Raw genomic sequence first — 20,904 nt, 5'->3', positions numbered from 1 at the left:
GGTGACGACGACCGCCCCGGACCTGAGGGTCGTCGCGGGGACCGACCTCGACTTCGCGACGTACGTCGCCGCGCGGCGACCCGTGCTGCTGCGCTGGGCGTGGTCGGTCACCGGTGACCCGCACACGGCCGAGGACGTCCTCCAGGCCTCCCTCGTGCGGGTGCTGGCCCGGTGGGACAGCCTGCGGGACAAGGGTGCCGCCGACGCCTACCTCCGGCGCACCATCGTGCGCCAGCACGTCAGCTGGCACCGCCAGCCGTGGCGCCACGGCGAGGTGAGCACGGCGCACGTGCCGGACCGGGCCGGCACGCCAGGTCCTGAGGAGGCCGGGACGGGCGAGCTGTGGGCCCTGGTGCGCGAGCTGCCCGAGCAGCAGCGCGCCACGGTCGTGCTGCGCTACTACGAGCAGCTCAGCATCGCCGAGACCGCAGCCGTGCTCGGGTGCTCGACCGGCACCGTCAAGTCCAACACCCACCGCGCGCTCGCCGCGCTCCGCCGGCGTGCCGACTGCGCCATGCTCGCTGGATGACCCGGGAGGAACCCGTGACCGACCAGACGCCCGCCCCGTGGCTGCCGGACGACTTCGTCCACCCGACCCGCGTCGAGGTCCCCTTCGGCCACCACCTGCGCCCCATCCACCCCGACGACACCGACCTCGACATGGTCGCGGTGATGGGGTCGCGGGAGCGGCTGTGGCGGATCTACGGCGCGGCCTGGGGCTGGCCACCGGCCGACATGACCCACGAGGACGACCGCGCCGACCTGGCCCGCCACGCCGCCGAGATGGAGACCCACGATTCCTTCAACTACGCGCTCTTCGACACCGACGAGACGGCACTGCTGGGCTGCGTCTACATCGACCCTCCCGAGGTGACCGGCTCCGACGCCGAGATCTCGTGGTGGGTCGTCGACGAGTGCGTCGGCACCGAGCTCGAGCAGGCGCTCGACGCGCTGGTGCCGCAGTGGATCGCGCAGGAGTGGCCGTTGGAGCACCCGAGGTACGCCGTGCGCGACGCTGGGTGACATCTGGTGACATCCGTCGAGATCTGGGGGCCTTCCCAGCCGGTTCTCAGGGCATCCACAGGGTCCCGACGCAGGCTCGAGGCATGAGCGACGCATCCACCCCCCAGTCCTCCCCCCAGCACCCGTCCCCGCACCCGTCCCCGTGGGGCGCTCCCCCGGCCCCTCCGGAGCGCGAGCCGCGGCGACGGCGTACGGGCCTGGCGGCGGCCGTCGTCGCGACCTCGCTGCTCGTGGGCGGTGGTGCCGGCGTCGGCGGGGCGGCCCTCTGGGACGTGACCCGCGACGACGCCGCGACCTCCGTGCCGGCCGGCTCCGTCTCCACCTCCCCGGTGTCGCAGACCGAGGCTCCGGCCCCCGAAGGGTCGGTGGAGGCCGTCGCGCAGGAGGTGCTGCCGAGCGTGGTGAAGATCGACGTGGCCGGCGCGCAGGGCACGGGGTCCGGCTCGGGCATCGTCCTCACCGCCGACGGCACCATCCTCACCAACAACCACGTGGTCGAGGGGGCGCTGGACGGCGGCGCGATCCGGGTCTCCTTCGACGACGGCACCAGCACCGAGGCCGAGATCCTCGGCACCGACCCGCTCACCGACACCGCGGTGATCCAGGCAGCCGGCGTCTCGGACCTCACGCCCGCGACGATCGGCAAGTCGGCCAACCTCGGCGTCGGGGAGGGCGTCGTCGCGATCGGCTCGCCCTTCGGGCTGGACGCCACCGTCACCAGCGGCATCGTGAGCGCGCTGGACCGCCCGGTCAACGTGGGCTCCGACGACGAGGGCAACTCCACGACCTACCCCGCGATCCAGACCGACGCGGCGATCAACCCGGGCAACTCCGGCGGTCCGCTCGTCGACATGACCGGGGCCGTCGTCGGGATCAACTCCTCGATCCGCACCGCGGCGTCGCAGTCGCCGTTCGGCCAGTCGGGCCAGGCGGGCTCGATCGGCCTCGGCTTCGCCATCCCGATCGACGAGGTCATGCCGATCGTGGACCAGATGGCCAAGGGCGAGACGCCGACCCACGCACGCCTCGGCATCCGGATCACCGACGACGAGGCGGGCGCGCGGATCGAGGACGTCACGGCCGGGTCCACGGCCGAGGTGGCCGGCATCGAGCCCGGCGACGTGATCACCTCGATCGACGACCGGCGCATCACGGGCGCCGACTCGCTCGTCGCGACCATCCGCTCCTACCGTCCCGGCGACGAGGTCACGGTGACGTGGCTCCGCGACGGTGAGGAGCAGGAGGCGAGCGTGACCCTCGACAGCGACGCCACCGAGGGCTGAGCGCCCCGCGCTCCCGTCCCGGCGCGCGGGGCGGGAGTGCGTGCGTGGACCGGTTACCGGTGGGTCGACATGATGGGGGCACCGACCGACCGGAGGAGTCGCATGCAGCTCGAGCTCAGCCCCGCCGACGCGGAGTTCCGCGCACGGATGAGGGAGTTCTTCACCACGAAGGTGCCCCAGGAGATCCGCGACACCGTCCTGGACGGTCGCCACCTCACCCGCGACCAGATCGTGGAGAGCCAGCGCGTGCTCAACGCCGAGGGCCTGGCTGTGCCGCACTGGCCGACCGAGTGGGGCGGCCAGGACTGGACCGACCTCCAGCGCCACCTCTGGCACGAGGAGATGCAGCGCGCCGGCGTGCCGATCCCGCTGGCCTTCAACGCCTCGATGATCGGGCCGGTCATCGCCCAGTTCGGCACCGAGGAGCAGAAGGCGCGGTTCCTCCCCGACACCGCCAACCTCGACATCTGGTGGTCGCAGGGCTTCTCCGAGCCCGACGCCGGCTCCGACCTGGCCAGCCTGCGCACCACCGCGGTGCGCGACGGTGACGACTGGGTCGTCAACGGCCAGAAGACCTGGACCACGCTCGGCCAGCACGGCGACTGGATCTTCACGCTCGTGCGCACCGACCCCGAGGTCAAGAAGCAGGCCGGCATCTCGATGCTCCTCATCGACATGACCACCCCCGGCGTCGAAGTCCGCCCGATCGAGCTCATCGACGGCGGCCACGAGGTCAACGAGGTGTGGTTCACCGACGTCCGCGTGCCCGGCGACCTGCTGGTCGGCGAGCCCGGCCAGGGCTGGACGATCGCCAAGTTCCTGCTCGGCAACGAGCGCGTCGGCGTCGCCCCGGTCGGCGCCACCAAGCGAGCACTGGCCGGCCTCAAGACCGTCGCGGCCGCCCAGATGGAGGACCCGATGGTGCGGGCCCGCGTCGCCGAGCTGGAGAACCAGCTCCTCGCCCTCGAGCTCACCGCGCTGCGCGTGGTGGCGCACTCGGCCGGCGGCGAGCCGCACCCGGCGTCCTCGGTCCTCAAGCTCCGCGGCACCGAGCTCCAGCAGGCGGTCAGCGAGCTCGCGCTCGACCTCGCCGGGCCGGCCTCGCTGGCCTCGCGCGCCGACGAGGACTCCCCGCAGGAGGGCTGGGCCAGACGGTCCGCGCCGACCTACCTCAACTTCCGCAAGGCGTCGATCTACGGCGGGTCCAACGAGATCCAGCGCCAGATCATCAGCCGCACGATCCTGGGACTGTGACATGGACTTCACCTACGACGACGAGCAGCAGGCGCTGCGCGAGGCCGTGCGCGGCCTGCTCGCGACGGCGTACGCCGACCACGACGCGCGGCGCCGCACGGTGGCCGACGAGCCGGGCTTCGACCGCGCCCTGTGGGGCCGGCTGGCCGAGATGGGGGTTCTCGGACTGCCGTTCGCCGAGGAGCACGGCGGCGTCGGCGCCGGACCGGTCGAGATCGGCATCGTGTGCCAGGAGCTGGGCCGGGTGCTCGCGCCCGAGCCCTACCTCGCCAGCGTCGTGCACGCCGGCGGCCTCGTCGCCGCCCTCGGCTCGCCCGAGCAGAAGGCCGACCTGCTGGGCCGGCTCAGCGCCGGCGAGGTCGTGCTGGCCGCGGCCGACACCTCGCCCGGCGGCCGCTGGGCCTCGCGCGCGGACGGCGTGCGCGCCTCGGTCTCCGGTGACACATGGACGCTCGACGGCGTCGCCGACCCGGTGGTCGCCGGTGGGTCAGCCGACGTGCTCGTCGTGACGGCCGCGCTGCCGGACGAGGGCGGCACCGGGGTCTTCGTGGTCGACGCCGCCGACGTCGAGCGCACCGGCTACGCCGCCGCCGACCTGTCGCGTGCGGCCTCCGTGCGCTTCGCGGGCAGCGCCGCGACGCCGCTGGGTGCACCGGGTCGCGACCTCGCGCCGAGCATCGCCACCATCAGCGACCTGACCCGCATCATGGGCGCCAACCAGTCGCTCGGCGTGATGCAGAGCCAGGTGCGGGCGACGACCGACTACCTCAAGAGCCGCAAGCAGTTCGGCGTCACGCTCAACACCTTCCAGGCGCTCACCTTCCGCGCCGCCGACATGTACGTCTCGCTCGAGCTCGCGCACAGCATGGTCGACTGGGCGACGATGACGATCGCCGGTGGCGACCGCGAGGCCGTGGCCGAGGCCGCCGACCGGGTCGGGCTCGAGGTGAGCCGCGCCGGGCGCCACATCGGGCAGGAGGCGATCCAGCTCCACGGCGGCATCGGCATGACGGCCGAGTACGCCGTCGGCGTCGGGACCGCCCACCTCGAGGTGCTCGACCAGTGGCTCGGCAACGCACCACACCACCTGTCGCGCCTCGCCGGCCGGGTCACCGACCACGAGCTCGTGGAAGCACTGTCGTGAGGGGGGCGGGCTGACATGGACCTCTCCCTGAGCGAGGAGCAGCAGGCCTTCCGCGAGCTCGCGCGCGACTTCCTCGAGCGCGAGGCCGTCCCGCACCGCATGCAGTGGGACCACGACGAGTCGGTCGACCTCGCGATCGTGCCGAAGATGGCCGACCTCGGATTCTTCGGCCTGACCATCCCCGAGGAGTACGGCGGGGTGGGCGGCGACTACGTCACCTACTCGCTCGCCATGGAGGAGCTCGGCCGCGCCGACTCCGCGCTGCGCGGCATCGTGTCGGTGAGCAGCGGGCTGGTCGGCAAGTCGATCCTCTTCCACGGCAGCGAGGAGCAGAAGCAGGAGTGGCTGCCGCAGCTCGCCGCCGCGACAAAGCTCGGCTGCTTCGGGCTGACCGAGCCCGGCACCGGCTCCGACGCGGGCAACCTCACCTCGCGCGCGACGCAGGACGGCTCGGACTGGGTGATCACCGGGCAGAAGCTCTTCATCACCAACGGCACCTGGGCCGACGTGGCGCTGGTCTTCGCCCGCACCAGCGACGACGGCCCGCGCGGCGTGACGGCGTTCCTGGTGCCGACCGACTCCCCCGGCTTCGAGGCCCGCGAGATCAAGCACAAGCTCGGGCTGCGCGGCCAAGCGACCGCCGAGCTGTTCCTGCACGACGTACGCGTCCCGGACTCCGCCCGCCTCGGCGAGGTCGGCCAGGGCTTCAAGATCGCGATGGGCACCCTCGACAAGGGTCGCCTCGCGGTCGCGTCGGGCTGCGTCGGCATCGTGCAGGGCTGCCTCGAGGCGTCGGTGGCGTACGCCACCCAGCGCACGCAGTTCGGCAAGCCGATCGCGTCGTTCCAGCTCGTGCAGGACCTCATCGCCGACATCTCGCTCGACGCCGACGCCGCCCGGCTCCTCGCGTGGCGCTGCGCCGACCTGATCGACCGCGGCGAGCCCTACGGCGTGGCCGCCTCGAAGGCGAAGCTCTTCGCCTCCGAGGCGGCGGTGCGCGCGGCCAACAACGCGATCCAGGTGCACGGCGGCGCTGGCTACGTCGACGACTTCCCGGTCGCGAAGTACCTCCGCGACGCCCGCGTGATGACGCTCTACGAAGGCACCTCGCAGATCCAGAAGCTGCTCATCGGCCGAGCCGAGACGGGGATCAGCGCGTTCACCTGAGCGGGCCCGTCCCCGGGTCGCGATCCCCGGGTACCCGGGGATCGCGACGGCAGTGCGGTGCCCTTGGTGCAGCCGGCGCACCAGGATGACCGCGCACCGTCGCTAGAGTCCGGACATGCGCGTGGTCAGGGGGTTGTCCTGGGTGGTCGGCCTCGGCGCAGCAGCGCTGACCGTCGTGCTCACCTCGCCGGGCGAGGCTGCCCCCGCGGAGCCGGGTGGGGCGGCGGTTCCACGGGAGCTCGCGGCGTACTCCCACCTGACCGGCAGCGTGGCATCCTCGCCGCCGGGAGCCGCCGTCGCGCTGTTCCAGCACGGCTGGGGCGTGGAGCTCCTCGACTACCCGCAGGCCGTGGTGCTCGGCGCTGGCGGGGACGCCTACCGTCGCGTGGACGCGGCCGAGGACCGTGCGAGCGCCGCCTCGCAGGGCGACCCGGCCCCGATGCTGCTCTCGCCCGACGGCACGAAGGTGGCCGTCGGCACCCACGAGACCGCCGACCCCGACGTGGTGGTCGTCGACCTCCTCACCGGCGAGGCGACCAGCCACCCGCTCCCGACCGGACAGAGCGTCCTGCCCGTGGCCTGGTCGCGTGACGGCACGACGCTGGCGCACCTGCTGTCCGCCGAGCCGACCAACCCCTACACCGGCGAGCGCATCGCCGGCGAGGTCGGCGTGCTCGACCTCGGCGACGACACCACCGACCTCCTGCCCGGCGACGACGTCACCGCGGTCGCCTTCTCCCCCGACGGGACGGAGCTGGCGGTCGAGCGGGCGGGGACCTCCGTCGACGACGCCGCCCGGATCTCGGTCGTCGACCTGGCCAGCGGCGCCACCCGGGACCTGCCGACCCTCGGCGTGCTCGCCGGGCCGGCCGCCTGGTCACCTGACGGGCGCCTGGTCGCGACGACCACCCTGGAGCCCTCCGGCGCCCCGGCAGGCGCCCCCGACCCCGGGATGCCGACCGGACTCGCCTTCGTCGACCCGTCCGGCAGCGACACGGACGTGCCGGACGACCTGGACCTGCCGCTCGCGGAGGCCGGGCGCGTGCTCGGCTGGACCGACGCGGGCGAGGTCATGGCGCTGCTCGAGGTGGCCGGCGACGATCCGTGCTGCGCGGAGGCGTACGACCTCTCCCGCGTCCCGCTCGATGGCGCCGCGCCGCAGCCGCTCATGCGGATCAGCGACCTCGGGAGCTACGGCGTGGGCCGCTTCCAGATGGCCTCCGCCACCGTCGGCGACCTCCAGGTCGTCACGCCCGGCGAGGTCGACCGCGGCCCGTGGCCTCTGTGGCTGCGCGGAGGACTGGCGCTGCTGGTCGGGCTGCTGGCCTGGCTCGTCTCGCGATGGGTCCTGCGGCGGACGTCGTCCGACCCGGTCACGGACCCGTCGCGATGATGCGGCGCGCCACCTCCACGTCGAGGTCGTAGGGGCCGATCCGGGTCAGCACCCACGACGCACCCCGGTCGAGCCAGGGCGCCGGGTCCTGCTCGGGCTGCAGGTCGACCACCACGTCGAAGCCGGGCGCGGGCCTGTGCCCGGCGAGCGAGGTCGTCACCTCGTCGAGGTCGTCCGGCCCGTCGAGGCCGATCACGAAGAAGCCGTCGTGGCGTGCCGCCCGGCGCAGCGGGGCCCTGTTGCCGAAGCGCCCGGCCAGCCAGATCGGCACCGCCGGCGCGGGCCGGAAGCGTACGCCGTGTGCCGCGTGGTGCTCGCCCGCGACCTCGACGACCTCCCCGCCGAGCAGCCCGGTCAGCACCGCGAGCCCCTCGTCCAGCATCGCACCTCGCACCTTGGGGTCCGCCTCGTCGCCGAAGGCGCTGAACTCACCCACCCAGTCGTCGCCCAGACCGAGACCGAGGACGAACCGCCCGCCCGAGAGCACTGCCAGGCTGGCGGCCTGCCGGGCCAGTACCTGCGGCCGGCGTCGTGGCAGCGGCGTGACCATGGGCCCGAGGACCATCCGCTCGGTCCGCATGGCCACGGCCGCGAGGCAGGTCCACGGGTCGGCGATCTCGGTGACGCGGTCGCCGTAGAGCAGGTGGTCCCACACGAAGAAGCCGTCCCAGCCGGCCGCCTCCGCCTCGGCGGCCAGGTCGCCGACGAGGCGTGGGTCGGCGAGGGCGTCGAAGGGGGCGACGAAGAGGCCGCGGCGCGTGGTCATGACGTCGATCGTGCCTCACCGCGCGAGCGCCGCATCCGGCGCTCCCGCGGCTCGTCCGCGGGCCAGTCGTCGGGGACACCGAGGTCGGCGAAGCCGGCCCGCTCGTAGGCCGTGATCGCCGGCGCGTTGTCGTCGCGCACCATCAGCTCGGTGTCGAGGTCCTGCGCCGCGGCCCACGCGACGACCTCGTCGACGAGCCGTCCCGCGAGGCCGGTGCCGCGGTGATCGGGCGCGACCCACATCGAGATGAGCTCCACGTGGTCGTCCGCCGGGACGCCGGACACGACCCCGACCGGGCGCCCCGCCTCCCGTGCGACGACCGTCAGCGGTACGTCGGTGAGGCGCGCGCGCCACCGCTCCTCGGTCGCGTCGACCCATTCGGCGTGCCGGGAGCCGAACGCGCCCGGCGCGTCGGCGAGCGAGGCGAGGCGTACGTCGCGGAACTCGCGCCAGTCGTCGGGTCCGAGGCGGTCGAGGTCAGGTGCAGGCATGCGCGCGAGCCTAGACACCCTTAGCGCGGGCCCGTCGCCTTGTGCGGTCACCGTGGTGCGGGATCCACACCACGGTGACCGCACAACGAGGTCAGAGCTCGTGGAGCCAGGGATGGTCCGGGTGGACGGCGCGCAGGCAGTCCCGCAGCCACGTGCGCGCCGAGGGCTCGAGCAGCGCTGCGCACGCGTCGAAGTCGGCTTGGTCCTGCGGCCGCAACGCCCTCGCCTTGTGCAGGAGCTGCACCTCGGGCCGGAGGTAGGTGATGCCGTCACGGACCCACAGGATCTCCGCCAGCGGCAGGCTGATCCGGGAGTCCCGCTTGAAGGTCCAGGTCGTCCGCGTGGTGCTCATCAGGATGACGTCGTACTCCCACGGGTCGGCACCGCTGCGGCGCAGCCAGAGGTTCTCGCACGTGTCCGTCAGCGGGGCAGCCCCCTCGACCAGCGGACGCAGCCTGCCCTCGTCGGCCTCCCACACGCCGAGGCGTCCGACGAGGTGGCGGCGGAGGGCGCCGACGTCGGAGCGAGGGATGCTGGGGTCGACGTCGCCGTGCTCCCGCGCGATGCCGGTGAACGCCTCGATGGCCCAGCCCCCGGCGATCCACCACGGGCCTTCGTAGCCGTCGAGGAGCGCGGCTGCGTCCTCCGGCGTACGACGCAGCCATGGGCCGTAGAGGCGGACGATCTCGTCGTGGTCGGGCACCGGACGCACGGTAGCCGGATCGATCCGCCCCGTCAGCCAAGCCGCTTCTGGAAGTCCCCCAGGAAGGCGACCGGACGGAAGCCCAGCGCCTCGTTCACGCCGATCATGTGCGTGTTGACCTCAGCGTTGTACGTCGTCAGCCGCACGATGTCGGGCCGTTCGCGCTGGAGCAGCTGCAGGTTGGCGACCTTCACGGCCACACCGAGGCGGTGGCCGCGGTCGCGACGGCGTACGAGCGTGCCCCACTGATAGGCGCGCCCCGGCTCGTGGACCGTGGTCGCGAGGTCGGTGTAGGCGACGACGGTGCCGTCGACGTCCAGCGCGACGGTGTTGTACTTCGTCCGGCCCTGCCTCGCGAGCGTCGCCTCGCGCTCGCGCACCACCTCGACGCTGACGGTCTCCGGCTCGAGGTCGAGCTCCCCGGTCGGCGCCTCGGTGGCCAGGCTCGAGGTCAGCTCCGCCCAGCCGACGACCAGGTCGTCGGGGACCGGCCCGACCCACGAGCGCAGGGTGTACGCCGCGTGGGCGCGCGCCGCGTCGTCCGCGAGCCCGGCCAGCAGGGTCTCCTCGACCGGCAGCCGCAGCTCGCGCTGGACCTCCGACAGGGCCAGGTCGTAGCCGTGGGCGCCGGCGAACTCCGGACCGGAGGCCCCTGCCCCGTCCGAGCCGAGCGAGGGCTCCCAGCCGACCAGACCGGTCAGGACCCTCCGTCCGCGGGCGACGGCGGCCGCCTCCAGGACGTCGAGGACCCTGGTCCCCAGCCCGCGGCGGCGCGCGGACGGGAGCACGTGCACCGCCAGCTCGGCCAGCTCGGTGTTGTCGAGCAGGGGCGTCCGCATCCAGCCCACCGCGACGACCTCGTCGTCGAGGATCCCCGACCAGCCGCCGGACCAGGCCGCCGTGCCGGGGTGCTGCATCAGCGCCCGGATCTCCTCGAGCTGCCACACGCTCGCGACGTCGCCGAGCTCGTGCCGCTCGGCCGTCGCGTAGACGTGGTGCCAGGCCGCGAACGCGGCGTCGTCGTGGACGTCGAGCTCACGCACCTCGAGGCCCGCGGGTCGTGTGCTCATCGCGACCGCGCCACCCGTCCCTCGTCCCACACGGGGCCGTCGGACTCGTAGACCTCGCCGTCGGCGCCGTAGACCAGGAACCGGTCGAAGCCGCGGGCGAACCAGCGATCGTGGGTGACCGCGAGCACGGTGCCCTCAAAGGCCTCGAGCCCGGCCTCCAGCGCCTCGGCGGACTGCACGTCGAGGTTGTCGGTCGGCTCGTCGAGCAGGAGCAGGGTCGCGCCGGACAGCTCGAGCAGCAGGATCTGGAAGCGCGCCTGCTGGCCGCCGCTGAGCGACTCGAACCGCTGCTCGCCGGCGTGCGCGAGCTCGTAGCGGTCGAGCACCCGGCTCGCCGCCTCGCGGCCCATCCCGTCGCGGTGCTCGTCGCCGCGGTGCAGGATCTCCAGCAGGGTGCGCCCGACCAGCTCGGGGTGCTCGTGGGTCTGCACGAACCACCCCGGTCGCACCCGCGCGCCGAGCTTGGCGTTTCCGGTGTGCGGCACCGGCACGGGAGGTACGCCGACGGGCTGGTGCTCGACGTCGGGGTCGCTGCCGCCGGCGGCCAGGAGCCGCAGGAAGTGCGACTTGCCGGAGCCGTTGGAGCCGAGCACGGCCACCCGCTCGCCGTACCAGACCTCGAGGTCGAACGGCCGCATCAGCCCGGACAGCTCGAGATGGGTGCACACGACGGCGCGCTTGCCGGTGCGGCCACCCTTGAGGCGCATCGTCACCTGCTGCTCGCGCGGCTGCTCGACCGGCGGACCGGCGTCCTCGAACTTCTTCAGCCGCGTCTGGGCGGCGCGGTACTGGCTGGACATGCCGTCGTTGTACTCCGACTTGATCTTCAGCCGGAGCACGAGCGCCTTGATCTTCGCGTGCTCCTCGTCCCAGCGACGACGCATCTCCTCGAAGCGCTCGAAGCGGTCCTTGCGCGCCTCGTGGTAGCTCGCGAAGCCGCCCGGGTGGGTCCACACGAGGTTGCCGGCGCTGCCGAGCTCGACGGTCACGATGCGGGTCGCGGTGTTGTCGAGCAGCTCGCGGTCGTGGCTGATGAAGAGGATCGTCTTGGCCGACTCCCGGATCCGGCCCTCGAGCCAGATCTTGCCGGGGACGTCGAGGTAGTTGTCCGGCTCGTCGAGCAGGAGCACCTGGTCGGGCCCGCGCAGGAGGTACTCCAGCACGAGCCGCTTCTGCTCACCGCCCGACAGCGTGCTGAGCAGGCGGTGGCGGGCGCGGTCGAAGGGCAGGCCCATGGAGGCAGTGGTGCACACGTCCCAGGTCACCTCGACGTCGTAGCCGCCGGCGTCGGCGTACTCCGACAGCGCGGTGGCGTAGGCCATCTGGGTGCGCTCGTCGTCGGTGTCCATCAACGCGAGCTCGGCGGCGTCGACCGCCGCAGCCGCGGTGCGCACCCGCGGCGGGGCCACCGACAGCAGCAGGTCGTGGACGGTCTCGTCACCACCTCCGTGGCCGACGAACTGGCGCATCACGCCCAGCCCGCCCGAGCGCGTCACGACGCCCGCGTGGGGGGTGAGGTCCCCGGTGACGATGCGCAGCAGGGTGGTCTTGCCCGCCCCGTTGGCGCCGACGAGGGCGACCTTCTGGCCGTCGCCGACACGGAAGCTGACGTCATCGAGCAGCACCCGCCCGTCCGGCAGCTCGTAACGCACTCCAGCGACATCCACGTGACCCACGAGAAGGGATTCTCCCCTGTCCCTGGTCGCCGCGTCTCGTGGTTATCGACCCCGTGCGCCCGTGGGGTGCCGGACCCAGACGTTGGGCTCGACGTAGACGGCCGTGCCGTGCTCGGCGTCGCACATCACCGGCGCCAGGGCCCCGGGCACCACGACGGGGCCCGTGGTGTCGAAGGGCAGCCCGGTCCACTCGCGCCACTCCTCCACGGTGCCGGGGATGACCATCGAGCGTGCACACACGCGGTCGATGGACCCGCCGGCCCGCACGTGGACCCGCAGCCACGGGTCGACCGGGAGGCCGTCGGCGCGGGTGCGCAGGGCGTACGCCGCCATCGGCTCACCGACGTCGGCCTTGCCGTTGGGGCGCACCGGCGCGAGCAGCTCGCCAAAGCCGAGCCGGGCGGCGTTGTCCCGCAGTGCGGCGACGATGCGACCCGAGAGGCCGGCGCCCTGGAGCTCCGGCACGATGGCGATCTCCACCGCGGAGCAGGCGTTCGGCTCCTCACCCCAGAGCCGGGTGAGCAGCCCGCTGCGGATCGCGAAGTCCCAGCCGGCGTCGGGCAGCTCGCCCTCCGGCAGCACGAAGGGCACGGAGTGCGCCTTGGCGACCATCCGACCCGTCGCGTCGAGGCAGACCAGGACGAAGTCGGCGACTCCTCCAGCGAGGCGTAGTAGCCGTTGCCGATCGGGTCGTGCTTCATGAACTCCGGCCACGACGTCTCCATGTCCCAGAAGACGTCCATGAGCTCCGGGCGCTCGGCCAGCGTGACGATCTCGAGGTCCATGGCGGCATTCTCCGCGCCGGTCGGCCGCACTGCCACCGACTTGTCAGGGACTCCCGCAGGTTGTCAGGCCTTGCAAGGGCCGACAACCTGCGCGATCACCGGCCAGCCGGGGATCCCTCAGGGGCTCGCCCGCACTGCCACCGAGTTGTCAGAGTCGCTCGGCAACCCGCCGGGCCGCCACCTGCAGGACCTCCCACGCGGTCGCGAACGGCGGCGCGTAGGCCAGGTCCATCCACGCCAGGTCGTCGACCGAGCCGCCGCCCCACAGCACGGCAGCCGCGGCGTCGATGCGCTTGCCGGCACCGCGACCGCCCACGACCTGCACGCCGAGGAGGCGCCGGGTCGACCGGTCGGCCATCACCCAGATCGCGATCGGTTCGGCCTCGGGCATGTAGCCGCTGGCGGTGGTGCCCTCGGTCACCAGCACGACAGGGTCGTGCCCGGCCACCTCGGCGTCGGCGCGGGACAGCCCCGTGCGGGCGACCTCGAGGTGCACCTCGCCGAAGGCGAAGCGGGTGATCGAGGTGTCGACCATCCCGTCGAAGGCCAGCGAGCCGCCGGCGAGGGTGTCGCCCAACGCACGGCCGTGCTTCGTGGCGTACGTCCCCAGCGGGCGGAACACCCATGCGCCGTCGATGCGGCGTCGCACCTGGCAGCAGTCGCCGGCAGCCCAGACGTGCTCGGCCACGCGCCCGTGCGGGTCGGGACGAAGCGCTCCGTTGTCCGCCATCTCCAGCCCGGAGCCGGAGAGGAAGTCCGTCGCGGGGCGTACGCCGATCGCGAGCACGACGAGGTCGGCCTCACGGCTGCCTCCGTCCCAGCGCACCCCGGTCACCCGGCCGTCCTCGATGTCCAGTCCGGTCACCTCGACGCCCAGCACGACCTCCGCACCCGCCTCGCACAGCGCGACGTCGACGCGCTCGGCCATCTCGTCCTCGAGCATCGACATGCCCCGACCGCGGGTCAGGACGGTGACGCCGAAGCCGTGGCGCATGGCGGCCTCGGCCACCTCGACCCCGACGTAGCCGGCACCGACGACCACCACGTGGGCACCGTCGCCGGCCTCGGCGAAGCGCTCGAGCCAAGCCGCGCCGTCGTCGAGCGTCTTGACCGTGCCCACGCCGTCGTACGTCGTCCCGTCGGGGCGCAGCGCCCAGTCGGGCACGACGGCCGGGGCGCCGGTGGCGACGACGAGCTCGTCCCAGACCACCTCCTCGCCGTCGGCCAGCGTCACGGTGCGAGCCGTGAGGTCCGCGGCGACCACCTCGGCGCCCAGGCGCAGGTCGATGCCGGACTCGCGGTGCGCATCGGCGGTGCGGGCGACGAGCTCGTCGCCCGAGTCGACGTCGCCGGCCATCCAGTAGGGGATGCCGCACGCGCTGTAGGAGGTGTGGGCCCCCTTGTCGAGGACGGTGATCGCGAGCTCGCGCCCGTAGCGCCTCCCCGTGCGCAAGGCCTGGTGGGCGGCCGACATCCCGGCCGCGTCGGCGCCGACCACGACGACGCGCGTGACCCCGCTCCGGTCGCTCACTCCTCGGTCTGCTTCGCCCAGAGGTTGATGCCGGACTCGACGGCGTGGCGGTCGATCTCGGCGAGCTCGTCGTCGGTGAGCGGCGGCCCCGACAGCGCGTCGAGGTTGGTGTCGAGCTGCTCGACGCTGGAGGCACCGGTCACGGCGCTGGTGACCCGGTCGTCGCGCAGCACCCACTGGAGGGCGAGCTGGGCGAGCTTCTGCCCGCGGCGCTCGGCGATGCCGTTGAGCGCCCGGACGCGGGCGAGCACGTCGTCGTCGAGACCGGTCACCGTGGAGTCCTCGCGCGCCGCACGCGAGTCCGGGGGCACCCCGTCGAGGTAGCGGTCGGTGAGCAGGCCCTGGGCCAGCGCGGTGAAGGCGATGCAACCCATCCCCTGCTCCTCGAGCTCGTCGAGGAGACCGTCCTCGACCCAACGGTTGAGCATCGAGTACGACGGCTGGTGGATGAGTAGCGGCGTGCCGAGCTCACGGGCGATCGTGGCCGCCTCGCGGGTCTTCTCCGGCGAGTAGGACGAGATGCCGACGTAGAGCGCCCGGCCCGAGCGCACCGCCGTGTCGAGGGCCGTCATCGTCTCCTCGACAGGCGTGTCGGGATCGAAGCGGTGGCTGTAGAAGATGTCGACGTAGTCGAGACCGAGCCGCCCCAGCGACTGGTCGAGGGACGCCAGCACGTGCTTGCGCGCCCCACCGCCCTGGCCGTACGGACCGGGCCACATGTCCCAGCCGGCCTTGGTGGAGATGACGAGCTCGTCGCGGTGCGACTTGAAGTCGTCGTCGAGGTAGCGCCCGACGTTCTCCTCGGCCCGGCCGTAGGGCGGGCCGTAGTTGTTGGCCAGGTCGAAGTGCGTCACGCCCCGGTCGAAGGCACGGCGCAGGATCGCTCGCTGCACCTCCTCCGGGCGGTCGGTGCCGAAGTTCTGCCACAGCCCGAGCGACAGCGCCGGGAGCCGCAGCCCGCTCCGGCCGGTCGGGCGGTAGTGCATGCCCGTCCCGTCGTACCTGTCCTCCGCCGCCACGTATGCCATGGCCCCATCCTGCCCGGTCCACGGTGGGCCGAGCGCTCCCACCGCCGGCGTACCGTCGACGTCGTGGCAGCCAGGTCCGCAGTCCTCCTCGCCGCGGCGGCCGTCGTGGTGGCAGCGGGGTGCGCCGCACCGGAGCCGCGGTCGTCCGCGCCCGCCGAGAGGCGTACGCCGTCCGCGACGAGCCCGACGCCGACCCCGGCCCCCTCGCCGAGCGCCACCCCCACTCCCAGCCCGACTCCTTCCGCCGAGGCGCAGCGGCCCGAGCCACGTCGCTCCTTCGTCTCCGTCCCCGAGCTGGGCATGAGCGACTTCCCGGTCGTGCGCTATCCCGGGTCGCCGGACGACGCACCCGGAACCGCGCTGCAGAACGCCGGCGAGATGGCGTCACCCCGCGGCCCGCGCGGCGGGGTCGGGCCGGGTGAGGTCGGCAACTTCATCGTCACCGGCCACCGCCTGAGCGGCACCGCTCCCCTGCGCTACTCGCCGTCGCTGCGCCGCGGCGACCGGATCAGCGTCCGCAGCGGCGACACCGTCTTCGTCTACGAGGTGCGCCGCACCCGGTGGACGTCGTTCCGCGAGCCCGCGTCGCTGCGTGCTCAGCGGGCCGAGGTCCCGGGGCGCCCGGGCGAGACCGCGACGCGGGCGATGATCACGCTGTCCACCTGCGCCACGCTCGAGGACCACGCCGTCGGCAACTACTGGTCCGACGAGTTCGACAACCCCGAGCACCGCATCGACAAGATCGGCGTGCTCGTGGCGACCCGTCCCGCCTAGGCGTGGCCCCGCCGGGTCTCGAGCACGCGGAAGCCCTTGTGGCTCGCCAGCCGCTCGGTCGGCCATCCTTGCTCGGTGAGCCAGCGCTGCATCGAGTCGCCGCCCAGGTTCTTGCCGATCACCATCACCATCCGGCCGTTCGGCGCGAGCCGTGGCAGCCAGGTGAGCAGCAGCTCGCGCAGCGCCTCCTTGCCGATGCGGATCGGCGGGTTCGACCAGACCTCGTCGAAGACCTGGTCGCTGGGCACCTGGTCGGGCAGGCACGCCACGAAGCGCGAGGCCACGCCGGCCGCGCGGGCGTTGTCGTTGGCGAGCAGGAGGGCGCGCTCGTTGACGTCGACGCCGATCACCGAGGCCAGCGGCACCGCGCGCGCGATCGCCAGCCCGATGACGCCGTAGCCGCACCCGAGGTCGAGGAACTGGCCCTGCACCGGCGGCTCGAGCTCCCTGAAGAGCACCGCGGTCGCGTGGTCGAGGTGGCCACGGCTGAAGACGCCCGAGCCCGTGTCGATCGTCAGCTCGTGGCCCCACAGGTCGGCGGTGAAGGACTCCCGCTCGAAGGGCACCGCGGGGTCGGCGGAGAAGTAGTGCTCAGGCATCGATGGCCTCTCGTCGGGCTCGGGCGCGCTCGGCCTGGGCGGCCAGCTCGTCGTCGTCGGGGTAGCCGACCTCCTCCAGCGTGAGGCCGTGCGCGTGCACCACCCGCACGCCCTGGTCGCGGCGCCGGCCGGCCAGCACGGCGACCGGCCAGGTCGTCGGCCGGCTGCCCTCCCCGACGGCGACGAGGCAGCCGACGAGCGCGCGCACCATGTTGTGGCAGAACGCGTCGGCCCGCACGGTGCCGACCGCGAGGCCGGCCTCGTCGCGGCGCCAGGTGAGGTCGAGCAGCGTCCTGACCGTGGTCGCGCCCTCACGCCGCTTGCAGAAGGACGCGAAGTCCTGGAGTCCGACCAGCGGGGCGGAGGCGGCGTTCATCGCGTCGAGGTCCAGGCGGTGCCCCCACGCCAGGACGTGGTGGCGGACGAGCGGGTCACCCAGCTCCCGCGCGTCCGCGATCCGGTAGGCGTAGCGGCGCCAGGTCGCGGAGAACCTGGCATCGAAGCCGTCGGCCGCCTCGTGGACCCGGCGCACGCGGACGTCGGCGGGAAGGATGCCGTCCACGCGTCGGGCCAGGGCGTCCAGCGGTGCGTCGCTCGCGCGACCGGCGGACGCCTCGAGGACCTCGCGGTCGACGTCGAGGTGCACCACCTGTCCACGGGCGTGCACACCGGCGTCGGTGCGGCCGGCGACCGTGACCCGCACCCGCTCCAGGCGCAGTGCGGTCGCGAGCGCCGCCTCCAGCTCGCCCTGGACCGTACGCCGCCCCGGCTGGGCGGCCCACCCGGAGAAGTCGGTGCCGTCATAGGCACAGTCGATCCGCAGGCGCACGCCCCGATCCTAGGTGCAGCTCGCGGCCCGGTCCCAGCCGCACGGGACCAGCAGCGGGGACGACGCCGTCCCGAGCCCTGACACTTTCGCAACCATCTGGTTGACAAGCGGGGGGTCCCCGTCCTACGTTGTTGTCAACCGATCAGTTGAAGACAAGGACGAACCGTGGCCGACCAGCTCTCCCGCGTCTTCGCCGCCCTGGCCGACCCGACCCGCCGCGACATGGTGGCCCGCCTCACGGAGGCCGACCACACCGTCGGCGACCTGGCCGCGCCGTACGACGTCAGCCTCCAAGCCGTCTCCAAGCACCTCAAGGTGCTCGAGGACGCCGGGCTGGTGACCCGCACCCGGGAGGCCCAGCGCCGCCCGGTCCACCTGGAAGCCGAGGTGCTCGACCTCATGACGAAGTGGATCGAGCGCCACCGCCGCCGGGCCGAGGAGCGCTTCGCAGCGCTCGACGGGGTGCTCGCGCAGATGCAGGACGACGAGCAGCCCCACCCCACCCAGCAGGAAGGAACCGCATCATGAGCACCGTGCAGGACCCGCAGACCCGCTACCCCGAGGCCGCCATCGTCGCCGACGAGCACGTGCCGGCCATCCACATCTGGCGCGACTTCGCCGCCACCCCCGCCCAGCTCTTCCGCGCGCACACCGACCCCGATCTGTTCGCCCGGTGGATCGGCCCGGTGGACGTCGGCGCCGACATCACCCACTGGGACGCCCGCGACGGCGGCAGCTGGAGCTACACCGCGCGCGGCAGCGACGGACGCGAGGACTTCGCGACCTCGTTCCGCGGCTGCTTCCACACCGTGCGGGAGGACCGCATCGTCCAGACCTTCACGTGGGAGGGGATGCCCGACGGCGTGGCCCTCGAGACCCTGACCTTCGAGGACCTCGGCGACGGGCACACCCGCCTCCACGCGGTCAGCCTGTGCGACTCGTTCGAGGACCGCGACGCGTGGCTGCGCAGCGGGATGGAGGTCGGCGTCGACGACGGCTACGCCGCGGTCGACCGGATGCTCGCCGAGGGCGCTCTCTGATGGCCCTGCCTGGCTCCCCGGTCGCCCGGCACGCCCAGGTGGCCGCGGACTTCTCCCGCATCGCTGAGCGCATGACCGACTGGTCCGTCCCCACGCCGGTCGACGGCTGGGCCGCCCGCGACGTCGTCGACCACCTCCTCACCTGGTTCGGCGGGTTCCTCACCTCCGGCGGGGTCGACCTCCCGGCCGGACCGCCGGTCGCCGACGACCCGGTGGCCGCGTGGGAGCACCGCGCTGCAGCCGTCCAGGAGCTCGTCGAGCAGCGCGGCGACGAGGTGTTCACCCATCCCTTCGCCGGGACGGGCCCGTTGGCCGAGGCGGTGGACCGGTTCTACACCGCCGACGTCTTCATGCACTCCTGGGACCTCGCCCGAGCCGGCGGGCAGCACCCCGACCTCGACGAGGACCACGCGGCGATGCTGCTCGCCGGAATGCAGCCGATGGAGGACGTGCTGCGCAGCTCCGGCCACTACGGTCCGGCGGTCCCCGTCGCGGACGACGCGCCCGTGGTCGACCGGCTGATGGGCTTCATCGGTCGCGACCCGCACTGGTCTCCCCCGGTCTGATCACGGGCTCGCGAACTGCCTCGTAGGGTCGGCCCGTGAGCTACGTGGTCTACGGCGCCGGGGCAGTCGGCGGAGTCATCGGCGGGCACCTCCACCGCGCCGGCCTGCAGGTCACGCTCGTCGCGCGCGGCGATCACCTCGCCGCCATCCGCCGCGACGGCCTGCTGCTCGACGCCGGCGACGGACGCCACCGCATCGACGCCCCCGCCACCGACACCGCTGCGGACGTGGACTGGAGCGCCGACACCGTCGTCGTGCTGGCGGTGAAGTCCCACCAGGCGCACGCCGCGCTCGCCGACCTGCGCCGCCACGCCCCCGACGACGTGGCGGTCGTCTGCGCCACCAACGGCGTCGCCACCGAGACCGCCGCGCTGCGGCTCTTCGCCCGGACGTACGCCGTGTGCGTGATGCTTCCCGCCACCCACCTCGAGCCGGGCGTCGTGGTCGCGGGCTGCCACCCCACCCCGGCCATCCTCGACATCGGCCGCATCCCCCAGGGCACCGACGCGACCACGGCCGCAGTCGCCGCCGACCTGCGCGCGGCCGGCATCGTCTCGCAGGAGCGCCCCGACATCCTCGCGTGGAAGCGGCGCAAGCTCCTGATGAACCTCGGCAACGGCGTCGACGCCTCCTTCTCCCGCGGTGACGCTGCCGACCAGCTCGCCGACCTCGCCGTCGCGGAGGGCGAGCAGGTGCTCGCCGCGGCCGGGCTCGAGGTCGTCACCGCGGCCGCGGACACCGAGCGCCGGGGCTCGATCCTCCAGCGCCGCACCGACCTGGAGCGCCGCGGCGGCTCGACCTGGCAGAGCCTGAGCCGTGGCACCGGGGACTCCGAGATCGACTACCTCGCCGGCGAGGTCGTCCTGGTCGGCCGGCTCCACGGCGTCCCCACCCCGGTCAACGAGGCCGTCGTCGCCGCGACCCGCTCCCTGGCGTACGCCGGCGCCGAGCCGCGCACCCTCGACGCCGCCGACGTGCTGCGCTCCCTGTGATCCGCCCGAGCGCGCCGACGTACGCCACACCTGCCTGCCGGTGCGTGAGACATCTACGGAGCGCCGGGAACCTGCGCCACGCACCGCTACGCCCCGGTGCAGATGCACGAAGGCCCGCCACCCCGGTGGGGTGACGGGCCTCGCGATGGTGCGTGGAGATCAGGCCTTGGACTCGTCCTCGGCAGCCTCGGCAGCAGCCTCGTGCTCGGCGGCAGCGGCCTCGTGCTCCTCAGCAGCAGCCTCGTGCTCCTCGGCGGCAGCCTCGTGGGCCTCGGCCGCGGCCTCGTGCTCCTCGGCGGCGGTGCCGTCGGTGGTCTCGTCGACCTCCGACTCCTCGGCAGCGGGCGCCGGAGCGGCAGCGGCCTCGGTCTTCTTGGTCGAGGGCGCCTTGGGGCTGTAGGCCTCGGTCACCAGCTCGATGATCGCCATGGGGGCGTTGTCGCCCTTGCGGGGGCCGATCTTGGTGATGCGGGTGTAGCCACCGGGACGCTCGGCAAAGGTCGGCGCGATCTCGGTGAACAGCGTGTGGACGACCGACTTGTCGCGGACGGTCTTCAGGACCTCACGACGGTTGTGCAGGTCGCCACGCTTGGCCTTGGTGATCAGCTTCTCCGCGACCGGGCGCAGCAGGCGCGCACGGGTCTCGGTGGTGGTGATCCGGCCGTGCTCGAACAGGGCCGTGGCCAGGTTCGACAGCATCAGGCGCTGGTGGGCCGGGCTACCGCCGAGGCGGGGGCCCTTCTTGGGCTTGGGCATGGAGTGCCTTCTTTCTCTCGGGCCGTGTCAGGTA

General features: G+C 73.3%; 23 protein-coding genes. 12 read left to right on the top strand and 11 right to left on the bottom strand.

The window, feature by feature from the left end; translation table 11 throughout:
* Position 1 precedes the first annotated feature (1 nt).
* From CFI00_RS04620 to CFI00_RS04590, 7 genes are all read left to right on the top strand, one after another.
* Positions 2–529: a SigE family RNA polymerase sigma factor gene (locus tag CFI00_RS04620; RefSeq protein ID WP_242532680.1), complete on the top strand. Its 528-nt coding sequence runs from the start codon at positions 2–4 to the stop codon at positions 527–529.
* A gap of 14 nt (positions 530–543) precedes the next feature.
* Positions 544–1,023 (top strand): GNAT family N-acetyltransferase, encoded by a 480-nt coding sequence (locus tag CFI00_RS04615; protein ID WP_207084097.1) that lies wholly within the window; start codon positions 544–546, stop codon positions 1,021–1,023.
* 83 nt (positions 1,024–1,106) lie between these two features.
* Positions 1,107–2,306: a trypsin-like peptidase domain-containing protein gene (locus CFI00_RS04610; RefSeq protein WP_207084096.1), complete on the top strand. Its 1,200-nt coding sequence runs from the start codon at positions 1,107–1,109 to the stop codon at positions 2,304–2,306.
* Positions 2,307–2,408: 102 nt separating this feature from the next.
* Positions 2,409–3,560, top strand: coding sequence for an acyl-CoA dehydrogenase family protein (locus tag CFI00_RS04605; RefSeq protein ID WP_207084095.1), 1,152 nt, complete (start codon positions 2,409–2,411; stop codon positions 3,558–3,560).
* Position 3,561: 1 nt separating this feature from the next.
* Entirely contained in the window at positions 3,562–4,704 is a 1,143-nt protein-coding gene (locus CFI00_RS04600) for an acyl-CoA dehydrogenase family protein (RefSeq protein ID WP_207084094.1), read from the top strand.
* A 15-nt stretch (positions 4,705–4,719) separates the two neighbouring features.
* The gene (locus CFI00_RS04595) at positions 4,720–5,871 is read left to right on the top strand and encodes an acyl-CoA dehydrogenase family protein (protein WP_207084093.1); all 1,152 of its coding nucleotides are present in this window, start codon (positions 4,720–4,722) and stop codon (positions 5,869–5,871) included.
* A 115-nt stretch (positions 5,872–5,986) separates the two neighbouring features.
* The gene (locus CFI00_RS04590) at positions 5,987–7,264 is read left to right on the top strand and encodes a WD40 repeat domain-containing protein (protein ID WP_207084092.1); all 1,278 of its coding nucleotides are present in this window, start codon (positions 5,987–5,989) and stop codon (positions 7,262–7,264) included.
* Here the strand turns inward: CFI00_RS04590 and CFI00_RS04585 are convergent.
* The 8 genes from CFI00_RS04585 to mgrA form a co-directional block, all read right to left on the bottom strand.
* Positions 7,245–8,030 (bottom strand): LLM class flavin-dependent oxidoreductase, encoded by a 786-nt coding sequence (locus CFI00_RS04585; RefSeq protein WP_207084091.1) that lies wholly within the window; start codon positions 8,028–8,030, stop codon positions 7,245–7,247. The two genes, CFI00_RS04590 and CFI00_RS04585, sit on opposite strands and share 20 nt — an antisense overlap.
* Complete coding sequence (locus CFI00_RS04580; protein WP_207084090.1) at positions 8,027–8,521, bottom strand: GNAT family N-acetyltransferase; 495 nt, start codon at positions 8,519–8,521, stop codon at positions 8,027–8,029. The genes CFI00_RS04585 and CFI00_RS04580 overlap by 4 nt, the downstream gene beginning before the upstream one ends.
* A gap of 91 nt (positions 8,522–8,612) precedes the next feature.
* Positions 8,613–9,224, bottom strand: coding sequence for a hypothetical protein (locus tag CFI00_RS04575; protein WP_242532679.1), 612 nt, complete (start codon positions 9,222–9,224; stop codon positions 8,613–8,615).
* Positions 9,225–9,256: 32 nt separating this feature from the next.
* Positions 9,257–10,294: a GNAT family N-acetyltransferase gene (locus tag CFI00_RS04570; RefSeq protein ID WP_207084089.1), complete on the bottom strand. Its 1,038-nt coding sequence runs from the start codon at positions 10,292–10,294 to the stop codon at positions 9,257–9,259.
* The gene (locus tag CFI00_RS04565; RefSeq protein WP_207084088.1) at positions 10,291–11,970 is read right to left on the bottom strand and encodes an ATP-binding cassette domain-containing protein; all 1,680 of its coding nucleotides are present in this window, start codon (positions 11,968–11,970) and stop codon (positions 10,291–10,293) included. Before CFI00_RS04565 ends, CFI00_RS04570 begins: the two co-directional genes overlap by 4 nt.
* 42 nt (positions 11,971–12,012) lie before the next feature.
* Complete coding sequence (locus tag CFI00_RS04560) at positions 12,013–12,561, bottom strand: N-acetyltransferase (RefSeq protein ID WP_207084087.1); 549 nt, start codon at positions 12,559–12,561, stop codon at positions 12,013–12,015.
* A 342-nt stretch (positions 12,562–12,903) separates the two neighbouring features.
* On the bottom strand, positions 12,904–14,286 hold the full coding sequence (locus CFI00_RS04555) for an FAD-dependent oxidoreductase (RefSeq protein WP_207084086.1): 1,383 nt from the start codon (positions 14,284–14,286) through the stop codon (positions 12,904–12,906).
* The gene (mgrA, locus tag CFI00_RS04550) at positions 14,283–15,314 is read right to left on the bottom strand and encodes an L-glyceraldehyde 3-phosphate reductase (RefSeq protein ID WP_207084085.1); all 1,032 of its coding nucleotides are present in this window, start codon (positions 15,312–15,314) and stop codon (positions 14,283–14,285) included. The genes CFI00_RS04555 and mgrA overlap by 4 nt, the downstream gene beginning before the upstream one ends.
* Positions 15,315–15,377: 63 nt before the next feature.
* Here mgrA and CFI00_RS04545 point away from each other — a divergent pair, with 63 nt between their 5' ends.
* Positions 15,378–16,088: a class E sortase gene (locus tag CFI00_RS04545; RefSeq protein WP_207084084.1), complete on the top strand. Its 711-nt coding sequence runs from the start codon at positions 15,378–15,380 to the stop codon at positions 16,086–16,088.
* Here the strand turns inward: CFI00_RS04545 and CFI00_RS04540 are convergent.
* The gene (locus CFI00_RS04540; RefSeq protein WP_207084083.1) at positions 16,085–16,687 is read right to left on the bottom strand and encodes a methyltransferase; all 603 of its coding nucleotides are present in this window, start codon (positions 16,685–16,687) and stop codon (positions 16,085–16,087) included. The two genes, CFI00_RS04545 and CFI00_RS04540, sit on opposite strands and share 4 nt — an antisense overlap.
* Positions 16,680–17,516 carry a tRNA pseudouridine(38-40) synthase TruA gene (gene truA / locus CFI00_RS04535; protein WP_207084082.1) on the bottom strand — a complete coding sequence of 279 codons (837 nt, stop codon included), beginning with the start codon at positions 17,514–17,516 and terminating at the stop codon, positions 16,680–16,682. Before truA ends, CFI00_RS04540 begins: the two co-directional genes overlap by 8 nt.
* Positions 17,517–17,681: 165 nt before the next feature.
* On the opposite strand from truA, the gene CFI00_RS04530 reads away from it, so the two are divergent.
* From CFI00_RS04530 to CFI00_RS04515, 4 genes are read left to right on the top strand one after another with little or no spacing between them, the layout of a single operon-like run.
* Positions 17,682–18,044 carry a metalloregulator ArsR/SmtB family transcription factor gene (locus CFI00_RS04530; protein ID WP_207084081.1) on the top strand — a complete coding sequence of 121 codons (363 nt, stop codon included), beginning with the start codon at positions 17,682–17,684 and terminating at the stop codon, positions 18,042–18,044.
* The gene (locus CFI00_RS04525) at positions 18,041–18,556 is read left to right on the top strand and encodes an SRPBCC domain-containing protein (protein ID WP_207084080.1); all 516 of its coding nucleotides are present in this window, start codon (positions 18,041–18,043) and stop codon (positions 18,554–18,556) included. The genes CFI00_RS04530 and CFI00_RS04525 overlap by 4 nt, the downstream gene beginning before the upstream one ends.
* Entirely contained in the window at positions 18,556–19,122 is a 567-nt protein-coding gene (locus tag CFI00_RS04520; RefSeq protein WP_207084079.1) for a TIGR03086 family metal-binding protein, read from the top strand. The genes CFI00_RS04525 and CFI00_RS04520 overlap by 1 nt, the downstream gene beginning before the upstream one ends.
* A gap of 35 nt (positions 19,123–19,157) precedes the next feature.
* Positions 19,158–20,114: a 2-dehydropantoate 2-reductase gene (locus CFI00_RS04515; protein ID WP_207084078.1), complete on the top strand. Its 957-nt coding sequence runs from the start codon at positions 19,158–19,160 to the stop codon at positions 20,112–20,114.
* Between the two features lie 159 nt (positions 20,115–20,273).
* Here the strand turns inward: CFI00_RS04515 and rplQ are convergent, their stop codons facing one another.
* Complete coding sequence (gene rplQ / locus CFI00_RS04510; RefSeq protein WP_207084077.1) at positions 20,274–20,870, bottom strand: 50S ribosomal protein L17; 597 nt, start codon at positions 20,868–20,870, stop codon at positions 20,274–20,276.
* Positions 20,871–20,904: the final 34 nt, after the last annotated feature.

Origin of the sequence: Nocardioides sp. S5, from assembly GCF_017310035.1 — a bacterium.
In the GTDB taxonomy this organism is placed as follows: Bacteria; Actinomycetota; Actinomycetes; order Propionibacteriales; family Nocardioidaceae; genus Nocardioides.
Note: the sequence above shows the minus strand (reverse complement) of the source record. Positions and strands in the feature narration are given on the sequence as shown.